11 protein-coding genes and 1 riboswitch are annotated in these 13,741 nt (G+C 72.8%); of the genes, 9 read left to right on the top strand and 2 right to left on the bottom strand.

The annotated features are described in order from the left end of the window. The first annotated feature begins 24 nt into the window (after positions 1 to 24). The 8 genes from ASD90_RS22445 to ASD90_RS22410 are packed head-to-tail and all read left to right on the top strand — an operon-like array spanning position 25 to position 9,718. Positions 25 to 1,443, top strand: coding sequence for a hypothetical protein (locus ASD90_RS22445; protein WP_235506887.1), 1,419 nt, complete (start codon positions 25 to 27; stop codon positions 1,441 to 1,443). Then, positions 1,440 to 2,123 carry an acetyltransferase gene (locus ASD90_RS22440; protein WP_056761667.1) on the top strand — a complete coding sequence of 228 codons (684 nt, stop codon included), beginning with the start codon at positions 1,440 to 1,442 and terminating at the stop codon, positions 2,121 to 2,123. The genes ASD90_RS22445 and ASD90_RS22440 overlap by 4 nt, the downstream gene beginning before the upstream one ends. Next, a complete protein-coding gene (locus tag ASD90_RS22435; protein ID WP_056761665.1) occupies positions 2,120 to 3,178 on the top strand; it encodes an N-acetylneuraminate synthase family protein in 1,059 nt (352 codons plus the stop codon). Before ASD90_RS22440 ends, ASD90_RS22435 begins: the two co-directional genes overlap by 4 nt. A gap of 8 nt (positions 3,179 to 3,186) precedes the next feature. Then, positions 3,187 to 4,407 (top strand): UDP-N-acetylglucosamine 2-epimerase, encoded by a 1,221-nt coding sequence (neuC, locus tag ASD90_RS22430; protein WP_056761661.1) that lies wholly within the window; start codon positions 3,187 to 3,189, stop codon positions 4,405 to 4,407. Then, entirely contained in the window at positions 4,404 to 5,459 is a 1,056-nt protein-coding gene (locus tag ASD90_RS22425) for a nucleotidyltransferase family protein (protein WP_056761658.1), read from the top strand. Before neuC ends, ASD90_RS22425 begins: the two co-directional genes overlap by 4 nt. Further along, complete coding sequence (locus ASD90_RS22420; RefSeq protein ID WP_200958683.1) at positions 5,456 to 6,613, top strand: SDR family NAD(P)-dependent oxidoreductase; 1,158 nt, start codon at positions 5,456 to 5,458, stop codon at positions 6,611 to 6,613. Before ASD90_RS22425 ends, ASD90_RS22420 begins: the two co-directional genes overlap by 4 nt. Next, complete coding sequence (locus tag ASD90_RS22415) at positions 6,610 to 7,782, top strand: DegT/DnrJ/EryC1/StrS family aminotransferase (RefSeq protein WP_056761654.1); 1,173 nt, start codon at positions 6,610 to 6,612, stop codon at positions 7,780 to 7,782. The genes ASD90_RS22420 and ASD90_RS22415 overlap by 4 nt, the downstream gene beginning before the upstream one ends. A 49-nt stretch (positions 7,783 to 7,831) precedes the next feature. Beyond that, the gene (locus tag ASD90_RS22410) at positions 7,832 to 9,718 is read left to right on the top strand and encodes a Na+/H+ antiporter (protein WP_056761651.1); all 1,887 of its coding nucleotides are present in this window, start codon (positions 7,832 to 7,834) and stop codon (positions 9,716 to 9,718) included. A gap of 18 nt (positions 9,719 to 9,736) precedes the next feature. On the opposite strand, the gene ASD90_RS22405 is transcribed toward ASD90_RS22410, so the two are convergent. Together ASD90_RS22405 and ASD90_RS22400 are read right to left on the bottom strand one after the other, a co-directional pair. Continuing rightward, positions 9,737 to 10,774, bottom strand: a complete 1,038-nt coding sequence (locus ASD90_RS22405) for an LD-carboxypeptidase (RefSeq protein ID WP_056761648.1) — start codon at positions 10,772 to 10,774, stop codon at positions 9,737 to 9,739. Positions 10,775 to 10,827: 53 nt separating this feature from the next. Then, on the bottom strand, positions 10,828 to 12,177 hold the full coding sequence (locus ASD90_RS22400; protein ID WP_255358601.1) for a bifunctional o-acetylhomoserine/o-acetylserine sulfhydrylase: 1,350 nt from the start codon (positions 12,175 to 12,177) through the stop codon (positions 10,828 to 10,830). Between the two features lie 58 nt (positions 12,178 to 12,235). Further along, a riboswitch (SAM riboswitch) is annotated at positions 12,236 to 12,354 on the bottom strand. 229 nt (positions 12,355 to 12,583) lie between these two features. On the opposite strand from ASD90_RS22400, the gene ASD90_RS22395 reads away from it, so the two are divergent. After that, on the top strand, positions 12,584 to 13,741 hold a 1,158-nt coding region (locus ASD90_RS22395; protein ID WP_235506886.1), incomplete at its 3' end, for a PT domain-containing protein.

The raw sequence follows: 13,741 nt of genomic DNA, 5'->3' as shown, positions 1-13,741 counted from the left end.
ACACGCAGGAGAGACGCTTTCGTGGTGACACCGCTCGTCCACATGGGGTTGGGCTACGACGACCTCCTCGTGCCGGCCCTCGTGCACGCCGGCTTCGAGACGAAGGACCTCGTGCTCGTCGTGCGGACGGACGCCAACCTCGCGTGGGTGCGCAAGCACGCGCCGCGTGCCACGACCGTCCGGCTGCCGTATGCCGCAGCGCGCAAGGCCAACGTCGTCAGTGGCCTCGCGCCCCACGCGGCTCTCAAGCGGGCCTGTGCCGGCGTCGGCCTCGACCCGCTCGACCTGCTCGTGTCGGAGCGGGCGCTGCGCCGCAACCGCGTCGACACCGCGATGAACTTCCTCAACCTCGCCGCCGAGGAGCTCGAGGCGGCCATCGAGGGTCGCGGTCCCGTGCTCGCCCTCGTCGAGTTCACCGTGACCTCCGAGCTGCTCACGGCGGGCCTCGTGACCCACCACGGCGGCCTCGCGACCTGGCCACGCGGCATCCGCCTCCCGTCCGACCGCTTCGGCCTCATCGGCGCGCCCAAGGGGATCACCCTGTGGGAGCGGCAGGTCGAGGACCCGTCGGCGGTGGCAGCGGGCCAGGCGTTCATCGACACGTGGCGGGCCGAGCACGGGCGCCCGATGGGCTTCGCCCGCAACCTGCAGGTCGAGAACGGCCAGGAGATCTGGCGCCTCGCGAGCGACCGCATCAAGGAGTTCGCCGTCGACCGGGGCGCGAACCTCCAGCTGCCACGGCCCTCCGACTACGCGCGGCTGCCGTGGCTCAACCCCGTCAAGGCCCGCCTCAACCTGCGCGAGTACCAGGACCGACGCTGGGACCCGGTGCCGGAGAAGTTCGTCTTCCTGCCGCTGCAGGTGCAGCCGGAGTCGAGCGCCGACGTCATGGGCCAGGAGTGGCGCGACCAGGCCTACACCGCACGCGTCCTCGCCGACGCGCTCGCGCCGCTCGACATCGGCGTCGCCGTCAAGGAGCACGCGCACTTCATGTGGCGGCGTGACCCCGACTACTGGCCGCAGTTCGACGCGCACCCCAACATCGCGACGATCGACCCGTTCGCCGACTCCCGTGAGCTGATGAAGCAGGCGGTCTTCACCGTCACCGCGACCGGCACGGTCGGTCTCGAGGCGGGGCTGCTCGGGCTGCCGGTCGTCACCGGGGCCGAGATGCCCTGGAGCGGCCTGGGCAACGTGGCCCGGCTCGACTCGCCCGACGACCTGACGCAGTTCGTCGCCGACCGCGGCTGGGAGTCGCTGCGTGCCGACCAGGCCTCGATCGACGAGTGGTTCGTCCACGGCTACGTGCGCAACTCGTGGGAGGGACTGGTGCTCGACCCGCCACGCGTGCCCGCCGTGCTGGAGCCCGACAACATCCGCAAGGTCGGCGGTGCGCTCGGCGAGGCCGCGGCGTCGCTGGGTCATCGGGACGGCCTGACGTGACGGCGGGCGGCGCCGGCTGGGTCGTCCTCGGCGCGGGCGGCCACGCGCGCTCGGTCGTGGACGTCCTCGAGCGAGCCGGGCACACCGTCGTCGCGGTCTCGGGCACGGTCTCGGGCGCGGCCCCGGGCGGCGAGCGCTGGCACGTCGACGTGCTCTCGGACGACCGCGCGGCCTTCGAGCTGATCGAGGCGCAGGGGCTGCAGGCCGTGGTCGCCATCGGCGCCAACCCGGCTCGCGCCCGCCTCGTCCGAGAGCTCGTGGCCCGCGGACTGCCCGTCCCCCCGGTCGTCGCCGCGACGGCCACCGTCTCACCCCGCAGCGTCCTCGGTGCCGGCTGCGTCGTGCTCGAGCACGCGCACGTCGGAGCCGCGAGCAGTCTGGGTGTCGCCGTCGTCGTCAACACCGGCGCCGTCGTCGAGCACGACTGCACGGTCGGCGACGGTGCCCACATCGCGCCCGGCGCCGTGCTCCTCGGGGCGGCGTCCGTCGGCGACGGCTCTCTCGTCGGCAGCGGCGCGCGCGTCCTGCCGGGCGTCACCGTCGGAGCCGGCGTCACCGTCGGCGCGGGCGCCGTGGTCACCGCGCGCGTCGCCGACGGGGAGACCGTCGTCGGAGTCCCCGCCGAGACGCGCGACCCCCGCAGCACCCCCGACACCCGCCCGCCTGGAGGCACTGCATGAGCGACCACCTGAACGCCGTCACGCCGGTCGCGATCGGCGACGTCGACGTCCCCACTCCCGGCGACGTCTACCTCATCGCCGAGGCGGGCGTGAACCACAACGGCGACATCGACCTGGCGCACCGCCTCGTCGACATCGCGGTGGCCTCTGGCGCCGACGCCGTGAAGTTCCAGACGTTCTCGCCCGACAAGCTCGTCTCGTCGGCGGCGGCGACGACGCCCTACCAGCGCGACCGGGGTGGCAGCACCGACCAGCGCAGCCTGCTCGAGGCGCTCACCCTGCCCAAGGAGGCCTGGGTCGAGCTGCGCGACCACGCGACCGAGGCCAGCACGACCTTCCTGTCGACCCCCTTCGACCTCGACAGCGCCGAGATGCTCGTCGAGCTCGGCCTGCCCGCGCTCAAGGTGAGCTCGGGCGAGCTGACGAACCTGCCCTACCTGCGCGAGATGTCGCAGCTCGGCGTGGTGCTGCTCGTCTCGACCGGCATGGGCACCCAGGACGAGGTCGAGGCGGCCGTCGAGGCCTGTGCCGACGCGCCGGGTCTCGTCCTCTTCCACTGCGTGTCGGCCTACCCGGCGCCGGTGGAGGAGTGCAACCTGCGGGTCATCCCACGCCTGACCGAGCTGCACGGCATACCCGTGGGGTGGTCCGACCACACGCCCGGGCTCACGACGGCCCTCGGCGCCGTGGCGCTCGGCGCGCCGATCCTCGAGAAGCACTTCACGAGCGACCGCACGCTGCCCGGACCCGACCACCTCGCCAGCCTCGAGCCCGAGGCCCTCACCGAGTACGTCGCGACGACCAAGCAGCTCGCCCGCGCGCTCGGCGACGGCGTCAAGGTGCGCATGCCGTCTGAGGAGGAGAACGCCGTCCTCGTGCGTCGCTCCTGGCACGCCGCGCGCGCGATGCCGGCCGGCACCGAGCTCGCGGGCACCGACCTCCAGCTGCTGCGCCCCGAGGGCGGCGTCAGCCCCGCCGTCGACATCCGCGGACGCGTCCTGGCCCGTCCCGTCGAGGCCGGGGCCCCCGTGACCGACGCCGACCTCGCCGGCTGACCCGCACGATGACCCCTCTGCCCACGGTCGCCGTCTTCGTCGGCACCCGCGCCGACCTCGGACCGCTGTCGCCCGTCCTCGAGGCGCTGCAGTCGGTCGACGACGTGACCCTGCGCGTCCTGACGGGGGTCATGTATGCCGCTGACGACCTCGTCGCCGCCCTGCCCGCGAGTGCCACGGCGGACGCGTGGCGCGCGGCGGTCGTGCCGCTCGCCGAGCCGATGACCGAGGTGACCGTCGACGCCCAGCTCGAGCAGGGCGCGGTGCTCGCCCGCGCCGCCGGCCGAGCGCTGCGCGACGAGCACGTCGACGTCCTCGTGGTGCTCGGCGACCGGTGGGAGCTGCTCTACGTCGTGCCCGCGGCCGTCCTGCTCGGCGTGCCGGTCGTGCACCTGCACGGGGGAGAGGTGACGGAGGGGGCGCTCGACGAGCGGGTCCGCCACGCGGTCACCAAGCTCGCCGACCAGCACTGCGTCGCGTCCGAGGACGCCGCGGCGCGAGTGCGACAGCTCGGCGAGCCGGCCGACCGGGTCCACGTGACCGGGGCGCCCGGCCTCGACCGGCTGGCGACCGCGTCGCCGATCTCCGACGCCGACCTCGGCGAGCTGCTCGGAACGGCCGTGGAGCGGCCGCTCGCGCTCTTCACCTACCACCCGCCGACCGCCCAGCGGGGCGCGCCGGTCGGGGAGTGGGCCCGAGAGGCGGCCGAGGCGGTCCTGGCCACGTGCGGCACGGTCGTCGCCACCCACCCGGGCATGGACGAGGGACGCGACGAGATCCTCACGGAGCTGACCGCCCTCGCCGAGCGCGAGCCGCGGCTGCGACTCGTCGCCGCCCTGGGCCGGGACTACCCACGCGTCCTCGCCGCCAGCGACGTCGTCGTCGGCAACTCGAGCTCGGGCGTCATCGAGGCGGCGACGCTGCACGTGCCCGCCGTCGACATCGGCGAGCGCCAGCGGGGTCGCCTCCGGGGCGACAACGTCGTGCACGCTGCAGAGGGGCGCGACGCGGTCGAGGCCGCGCTGGGCACGGCCCTCAGCCCGCGGTGGCGGGAGCACTCGGCCCACGTCGCCAACCCCTACGGCACGGGTACGGCCAGCGCCGCCATCCTCGATATCGTTCGGACAGCGGCGCTCGCCCCGCGGTCCAAGCACTTCGTGGACCTCGCGCCGGCGCCGACTCCGGGCCGGCAGTGGGACGGCGACACGAACGAGGAGGATGAGGAGTGACGGCGCGAGACCTGCGCGCGGCCTGCGCGCCGACCACCGCGACGATCCGGGACGCCCTCGAGGTCGTCGACCGCAGCGGCAACCTCGTGTGCCTGCTCGTCGACGACGACAACCGCCTCGCCGGGCTGCTCACCGACGGCGACCTGCGCCGTGCCTTCCTCAAGGGCACGAGCCTCGACGACGTCGCCCTCGACCACGCGACCCGCACCCCGCACTTCGTCGCGGCCGGGTCGCCTCGGGCGCTCGTGCTCGACCTCATGCAGGCGCTGCGGATCTCGGCGGTGCCCGAGCTCGCCGACGACCGCACCCTCGTGGGCCTGCACACGCTCTCCGACGTCGTCGGGTCGGCGCCGCTGCCCAACGTCGCCGTCGTCATGGCCGGTGGCCGCGGCACCCGCCTCGGTGACCTGACCAAGGACACCCCGAAGCCGCTCATGACCGTGGCGGGACGCTCGATCCTCGAGTGGATCGTCCTGGGCCTCGTCGGTGACGGCATCCGCGAGATCTACGTCAGCGTCAACTACCTCGCCGAGCAGATCGAGGAGCACCTCGGCGACGGCTCGCGTCTCGGGTGCACCGTGCGCTACCTGCGCGAGGACCCCGACCGCCCGCTCGGCACCGCCGGCTCGCTGACGCTCCTGCGCGACGAGCGACCCGACCTCGAGCACGCCGTCCTCGTCATGAACGGTGACCTCATGGTCGAGTTCGACGCGGGCGACCTCCTCGACGCGCACCGGCGCACCGGCGCCGCTGTCACCGTCGCGACCCGCACCTACCAGCACGAGGTGCCCTTCGGTGTCGTCGAGAGCACCGACGGCCGCGTCACCGGCGTCTCGGAGAAGCCGACGCTGAGCTTCGACATCAACGCCGCCGTGTATGCCGTCGAGCCCCGCGCGCTCGCCTGGCTGCCCACCGGGCGGGCCAGCACGATGCCGGGCCTCGTCGAGACGTGTCTCGAGCGCGACGAGCCGGTGACGGCGTGGCCGATCCAGAACGACTGGATCGACGTCGGCACCCCCAAGGACCTCGCCCGCGCGAAGGGTGAGACATGAGCATCCCCGTGACCGGCACCGACGCGCACGACGTGGCTGACGGCATACGAGCACACATGAACGACGAAAAGGCAGCTGTGACAACACTTTCCGGCCTGAGCACCAACGCTGACGTCCCCGACATCGAGCTGACCGCGAGGCCCGTCGAGGGGTCCGTCGCCGGCAAGACCGTCCTCGTCACGGGCTCCGACGGCTTCATCGGGTCGCACGTCGTCGAGCGGCTCGTCGCCGACGGGGCGCACGTGCGGGCCTTCTGCCTCTACAACTCCAACGGGTCGACGGGCTGGCTCGACGAGTCCGACGTCTTCAAGGCCGCGGTGCGCGACGGGCAGGCCGAGGTCGTCCTCGGCGACATCCGCGACCCCGAGCACGTCATGGCCACGACCGAGGGCGTCGACGTCGTGCTCCACCTGGCGGCCCTCATCGCGATCCCGTTCTCCTACGTGGCTCCCCGCTCCTACGTCGAGACCAACGTCATCGGCACGCTCAACGTCCTCGAGGCCGTCCGCCGTCACGGGACACCGCGGATGGTCAACACGTCGACGTCCGAGGTCTACGGCACGCCGGAGTCGGTGCCGATCACCGAGGCGCACCCGCTGCGCGGCCAGTCGCCCTACTCGGCGACGAAGATCTCGGCCGACAAGATGTGCGAGTCCTACGCCCTGTCCTTCGAGACGCCGGTGACGACGCTGCGCCCGTTCAACACGTTCGGTCCCCGACAGTCCACGCGCGCCGTCATCCCGACCGTCCTGTCCCAGCTGCTCGCGGGCGCGAGCCAGCTCAAGCTCGGCGACCTCACGCCCAAGCGCGACTTCACCTTCGTGGCCGACACGGCCGACGGCTTCGTCCGCGCCGCCCTCGCCGACGTCGCGCCCGGCACGACGATCCAGCTCGGCACCGGGCGCACCGTCTCGGTCGGCGACGTCGTCGAGCTGTGCCGCAAGGTCACCGGCAGCGACGCCGAGATCGTCACCGAGAGCGACCGCATCCGCCCCGAGGGGTCCGAGGTGCAGATCCTGCTGTCCGACCCGTCGCTCGCCAACGAGGTGCTCGGCTGGGCGCCCACCGTGTCGCTCGAGGAGGGCCTGTCGGCCACGGCGGAGTGGCTGCGGCCGCGCGTCGACCCCGAGACCGCCGGGCGGTACCACCGGTGACCGAGGCCCACGCTCCCGGAGCCCGCGGGCCCGAAGGGACGATCCCGCTCGCGGTGCCCAACATCGGCGAGCTCGAGCGGCGCTACGTCCTCGAGGCCGTGGAGTCCGGCTTCGTCTCGTCCGTCGGTCCCTTCGTCTCGGAGTTCGAGCGGCGCTTCGCCGCGCGGGTCGGGTCGAAGCACGCCATCGCCTGCGCGACCGGCACGGCCGCGATCCACATCGGCCTGCTCCTGCTCGGGGTCGGGCGCGACGACGACGTCGTCTGCTCCGACTTCACCTTCGTCGGCTCGGTCAACCCGATCGCCTACTGCGGCGCCCGCCCGGTGCTCGTCGACGCCGAGACGACGACGTGGAACATCGACCCGGCCCTGCTCGCCGCCGAGCTCGACCGCCGCGCCGCCGCGGGGGAGGCCCAGCCGAACGTCGTCGAGGTCGTGCACGTGCTCGGGCAGCCCGCCGACATGGGACCGCTCATGGACGCCTGCGAGCGACACGGCATACCCGTGCTCGAAGACGCCGCGGAGTCGCTCGGGGCGACGTGGACGTCCGGTCCCTACGCCGGGCGGCACACCGGCACCGTCGGCCGCATCGGCTGCTTCTCCTTCAACGGCAACAAGATCGCGACCACCGGCGGTGGCGGCATGATCGTCACCGACGACGACGACCTCGCCGCACGCGCCCGTCACCTCACGACCCAGGCGAAGGTGCCTGACGTCGGCTACCTCCACGACGAGGTCGGCTACAACTACCGGCTCACCAACATCGCTGCCGGGCTCGGGCTCGCCCAGCTCGAGCGGCTCGACGAGTTCGTCTCCGCCAAGCACCGCATCGCGGCCCGCTACGACGCGGCGTTCGCCGACCTCCCGCTCGTCCTGCCGCCGCGGGTCGAGGGACTCGACGCGACGTACTGGCTCTACTCGGTCCTCGTACCAGAGGCCGACGGGCGCGGTCGTGACGAGTTCCTGGCCCACCTCAACGGGGCCGGCGTCGGGGCCCGGGCTTTGTGGCGGCCGCTGCACGCGCAGCCGCCCTTCCTGTCGGCGCCGCTGCTCGGTGGGGCGGTCGGCGACGGGCTCTTCGCCCGCGGCCTCTCGCTGCCCTGCGCGACCGAGCTGACCGAGGCCGACCAGGACCGCGTCATCGCGGCGGTGCGCACCTTCTTCGCCTGACGCGCGGACGGCCGACGCAACCACGACCCGTGTGGGGCAGGATGTCGTCGTGGAGATCGCCATCGGGCTGCTCGCGATCGCAGCCACCGTGCTCGGCGGGTCGTGGCTCGCCGACCGGTTCGACCTGCCGGCGCCGATCGTCCTCATCGTCATCGGCATCCTCGGGTCCTACCTCCCGTTCGTGCCCGAGGTGGCCCTGAGCCCTGACGTCGTGCTGCTCGGCATCCTCCCGCCCCTGCTGTACGCCGCCGCGATCCAGACATCGCTCGTCGACTTCCGCAACAACCGGGCAGTCATCCTCAGCCTGTCGGTCGGGCTCGTGCTCTTCACCGCACTCGGGGTGGCGCTCTTCCTGCAGTGGGCGCTCGGCCTCGACTTCGCGGTCGCCTTCGCGATCGGTGCGGTCGTCGCGCCGCCGGACGCGGTCGCGGCGACGGCGGTCGGCCGCCGTATCGGGCTGCCGCGGCGCCTGGTGTCGATCCTCGAGGGCGAGTCGCTCGTCAACGACGCCACGGCGCTCGTGTCGCTGCGCACGGCGCTCGCCGCGGCCGGGCTCGCGACGGGGTTGGCCTCCAACGGCGTGACCTTCGGCGGTGTCGTGCTCGACTTCGCCTGGGCGTCGGTGGGCGGCATCGCGATCGGCGTCGTCGTCGCACTCGTCGTCTCGGTGCTGCGCCGGCACTTCTCGACCGAGCCGGCCTTCGACACGGTGCTGTCGTTCATGGTGCCCTTCGCGGCCTACGTCCCTGCCGAGGAGCTGCACGCCTCCGGCGTCATCGCCGTCGTCACGGCAGGCCTCGTGCTCGGCCACAAGTCGCCGCGGACCCAGACGGGGGCCTCGCGCCTCAGCGAGCGGATCAACTGGAGCTCGATCCAGTTCCTCCTCGAGAACGCCGTCTTCCTCCTCATCGGCCTGCAGGTCTTCTACGTCCTCGCCGAGGTCCGAAGCTCCCCGCTGTCGGCCGGGCAGATCACGCTCGCCGCCGTCGGCACGCTCGTCGCCGTCCTGCTCCTCCGGCCGCTCTGGATCGTGCCGTTCCGATTCCTCAGGACGCGCGTGTTCCGCATCGAGGCACACGCGCCGTGGTCCCACACCGTCGTGCTGTCGTGGGCCGGCATGCGTGGCGTGGTGACCCTCGCCGCGGCCCTGCTCCTGCCGCCGGAGACCCCGCACCGCGACGTGCTGGTCCTCATCGCCGTCGTCGTCACCATCGGCACCCTGCTCATCCAGGGCGCGACGCTGCCGGCACTGGCCCGCTGGCTCGACGTGCGGGGGCCGGACCCCCGCGAGGACGCGCTCCAGGCGGCGACGGTGCTCCAGGCCGCGACGCGCTCGGGCCTCGACGCGCTCGACCGCATGGACGACGTCGACGAGGCGACGCGCGAGATGCTGCAGTCGCGCTCCGAGGACCGGCTCAACCAGATGTGGGAGCGGCTCGGGCCGCGCAGCGGCAACGACGACGAGACGCCGAGCGCCCGCTACTGCCGGGCCCGGTTGCAGATGCTGCAGGCCGAGCGCGACGAGGTCCTGCGCCTGCGCGACGAGGGGCGGGCCGACCAGGTCGTGCTCCGCGTCGTCCTCAGCAGCCTCGACCTGGAAGAGACCATGCTCGACCGCATCGACGACCAGGAGAGCCGTCTGGCAGAGAGTGAGATGTTGCCCGTGGACACCATCGAGGCCCCGTGCGAGCACCTGCAGGAGACCGACTCGTGCGTCGAGCCGCGCACGCCCGAGGGGTGCGAGGAGTGCCTGCGCGACGGCACGACGTGGGTGCACCTGCGTCTGTGCCTCCGGTGCGGGCACGTCGGCTGCTGCGACTCCTCGGAGATGAAGCACGCCACGGCGCACTTCCACGAGACGCAGCATCCCGTCATGCGCTCCATCGAGCCGGGCGAGGCGTGGCGCTGGTGTTTCGTCGACGAGGTCGTCGGCTGAGCCGAGCCGTCGGCGGTCTCAGGAGAGGCGCTGCGTGACGTCGTGCAGGTCCCCGTCGTGGACCACGCTGGTCGTGGCGCCCTGGACGAGAGCGAGGAACGGCTGCACGTGCCCGCACTCGACGTCGGCGAGGATCGGCACGCCCAGCATCCCGAGCGCATCGACGACGGCCGCGTGCTGGGTGAAGCCGTGCGGCTCGGGCGCATGGGTGCGTGAGACGAGGACGCCCGTGGCGGCGTCGAACCAGCCGCGCAGGCGCATGGCGTGCAGGGCCCGGCAGATGTCGTAGGAGCTCCACTCGGAGATGTCGAGGAGCACGACGACGCCCTCGGGCGCGTGGTCCCGCGCGAAGGCACCCATGTCGGAGAAGCGCCCGCCGGCCAGGAAGCTCACCGTCTCGACGCAGCCGGCGACGAGGCGGCCCGAGAAGCTGGCCGGCTCGTCCTCGTGACCCGGGTCGATGCGCGTCCACGTGCCGCGCCCCTCGAGGGTCATCTCGGAGACCGTCGGGTTGCCGGCGTAGTCGTCCCAGCCGCCGGTGCGGTGCCGCCCGGGGGAGTGCTGGCGCAGCTCCGCACCTGCGGCGGCGGAGGCGACGTCGACCCAGTGGAGTATGCCGTCCGGCACGGCGAACGGGGTGTCCATGAGGTTCTGCCCGTGGATCGTCGCGATGCCCGTGGTCAGGGTGAGCGGGGTCAGCCACGTCGACGTGTCGGAGAAGCCGACGCACCACGTCGGCTCGGCCGCCGAGACCGCGTCGAGGTCGAGCAGGTCGAGCAGGTCGATGCCCGTCTCGCCGCCCCACGGCGGGACGACCGCGCGGATGCTCGGGTCGAGCAGCATCGACATGAGCTCGTCGGCGCGCGCCTCGCGCGGCCCGCTCACGTGGGTGGGCGCGTGGTTGAGCTCGCCCACGACGATCTCGAAGCCGCGGTCACGGAGGCACTGGACGGCATACGCGAACCGCCCCCAGAGGGCGTCGGAGACGCCGGAGCTCGGCGAGGTCACGCCGATCCGGTCGCCGGGGCGCAGCGGGGCGGGGTAGCGGATCGGCATGGCTGCCATCGTGCCAGCCGTGCCGATCCGCTTCAGCCCGGTTTCGGGCGGTGTCAGGCCTTGGCGGCGGTGAAGCCCTGCTCGAGGTCGGCGACGATGTCGTCGATGTGCTCGATGCCCACCGAGAGGCGCACGAGGCCGGGCGTCACGCCCGCGGCGAGGCGGTCCTCGTCGGGACCCTGCGAGTGCGTCGTCGAGGCGGGGTGGATGACGAGCGAGCGCACGTCGCCGATGTTGGCGACGTGGCTGTGGAGGGTCAGCGCCTCGACGAACTTCTTGCCGGCCTCGAGCCCGCCCTCGATCTCGAACGAGAGCACGGCCCCGGCGCCGCGCGGCGTGTACTTCTCCGCGAGGGCGTGGAACGGGCTGTCGGGCAAGGACGCCCACACGACCTTCTCCACCTGGTCGTGGCCCTGGAGGTAGGCGGCGACCCGGTGCGCGTTCTCGATGTGACGCTCGATGCGCAGCGACAGCGTCTCGATGCCCTGCGCGATGAGGAAGGCGTTGAAGGGCGAAGCGGCCGGGCCGAGGTCTCGAAGCAGCTGCACCCGTGCCTTGAGGATGAACGCGAGGTTGGCGCCGAGGGGGCTGCCCACGCCGAGGTCGCGGGCGAACACGAGCCCGTGGTAGCTCTCCTCGGGCGTGTTGTAGTTGGGGAACTTCTCGGGGTCCGCGCCGAAGTCGAAGTTGCCCGAGTCGACGATGACGCCGGCGATCGAGGTCCCGTGGCCGCCGAGGTACTTGGTCGCCGAGTGCACGACGATGTCGGCGCCCCACTCGATCGGGCGGATGAGGTAGGGCGTCGCGACGGTGTTGTCGACGACGAGCGGGACACCGTGCTCGTGCGCGAGGGCCGCGACCGCCTCGATGTCGAGGATCTCGCTCTTGGGGTTGGCGATGGTCTCGCCGAAGAGGAGCTTGGTGTTGGGCCGGATCGCCGCACGCCACGAGTCGATCGACGTCGGGTCCTCGACGAAGCCGACCTCGATGCCGAACTTCGGCAGCGTGTGCTTGAAGAGGTTGAAGGTGCCGCCGTAGAGGCTGGGGGAGACGACGACGTGGTCTCCAGCCTCGGCGATGTTGAGCACGGCGAGCGTCTCGGCGGCCTGGCCCGAGGCGACGAGAAGGGCGCCCACCCCACCCTCGAGCGCCGCGATGCGCTGCTCGACGACGTCGGTCGTCGGGTTCATCAGGCGGGTGTAGATGTTGCCGAACTCCTTGAGCCCGAAGAGGTTCGCGGCGTGGTCGGTGTCGTTGAAGACGTAGCTCGTCGTCTGGTAGATCGGCAGCGCCCGGGCGCCCGTGGCGCTGTCGGGGGACTGGCCGGCGTGGATCTGCTTGGTCTCGAAGGACCAATTGGGCTCGGTCATCGGTCGTTCCTGCTCTTCCTGGGTCGTGTCGATGACCAGGGCCCCGCGTGACCGGGCCCGGCGCACCGACGGGTCGGTGCGGGAGAGAGGCTCTCCGCGCTTGCCCGAGCGCCGGTGGCGTCGACGGGCCAGGTCTTCACCCGGGGCACCCCACCGCGGTTGGAGGGTTGCCGGCCAGCGAGCCGGGGCTTGTCGCTGGCGCTCATGACCTACCGGCGAGTGTACGTATGCGTGTCCGCCAGGTGGGAGCCGCTGTCCTCATCGTGGACGCGCCGACGCAGGCGCAATCGGGGAGGGATCGTTACGGCGTTGCTAGAACGGGTGAGATCCCCTGGGGTGCAGTCGAATTGGCTATCCACAGATTTGCCAGCAGCCCTTGAAAGGCCCTCGAACACGTGTTCTCATTGAGGCATTGGGACGCCATCGAGAGGAGGGGCCCGTGCCGTTCACCCCGTCGCCGGTCGAGCTGTCCGGTGCGCCTTCGGGCGGACGTTGGACCTCCGTTCGGGTGGCGTGGTCGACCGACCTGGACCGATTGGCGCGCTCGCTGGACCCGGTGCTGGCGCGGCTGCGAGCCGACGCCCGCGCGGAGGCGGCGACGGCCCTGGAGGAGCTCGCGCGTGCCGGTGAGCGGGTGCTGGCCGAGATCGAGGCGCTCGAGGTCGCCAAGGCGCGCCTCGAGGCCGACCTGCTCGCCTCCTACGGCGCGCTGCGCACCATCGAGGCCCAGCAGATCGACGCCCTCCCCGCCGGCGCCGTCGCCCGGGTGTCCGCGCGGGTCTGCCCGGACCGGGTCGTGACCGAGGAGATCGCCCTCGCGACCGGGGTCGGCACCGGCGAGGTCGCCCGCCGGCTGTCCCTGGCGACCGCGCCGCGCCGGCACCGGGTCGTCCTGGGCGCGCTGCGCGCCGGGGCGACCTCGCTGCACCGTGCGCTGCAGGTCGCGTCCGAGACCGCGCAGCTGCCGGATCCGGACGTGACCACCGTCGCCGAGGCCGTGCTCGCCCCGTCCCGCGACGGTCGACCCGTGCCGCAGCGGACGTTCACCGCGCGGCTGCGGCGGGCGGTCGCGTCGGTCGACGCCCGCGGCAGCCAGGAGCGGCACGCGCCACCCGGTCCCGGCGCGGGGTCTTCGGCCGCCTCACACAGGACGGGATGGGCTGTCTCACCGTCACCACCGACGCCGCCACCGATCGCCACGGTCCTGGACCGCCTCGACACGCACGCGCGTGGCCGGCGCGGGGCCGGGGACCCCCGCACCCTCGACCAGCTCCGCGCCGACCTCGCCACCCACGCCCTCCTGCACGCCACCGGCCACCCCGGACCCACAGCCGGACCCACAGCCGGACCCACAACCGGACCCACGGCCGGACCCACAGCCGGACCCACGGTCGGGGACGTCCCCGCTCCGGCGCCTGGTGCCGCATCCGGCGCGGTGTCCGGCGGGGCGGCGGCGCTGGCGTGGATCGTCGTGCCGTTCGAGGTCGCGACCGGCGAGAGCGACACCGCCTGCGAGCTCCCCGGCCACGGCTGGGTCACCGCCGCCCACGCCCGCGAGATCATCACCCGCCCCGGATCGGTCTGGCGCACCTTGCCC

This window comes from Terrabacter sp. Root181, assembly GCF_001428505.1.
GTDB lineage: Bacteria > Actinomycetota > Actinomycetes > Actinomycetales > Dermatophilaceae > Terrabacter.
The sequence above is the reverse complement of the archived record's forward strand: the minus strand, read 5'-3'. Positions and strand labels throughout refer to the sequence as shown.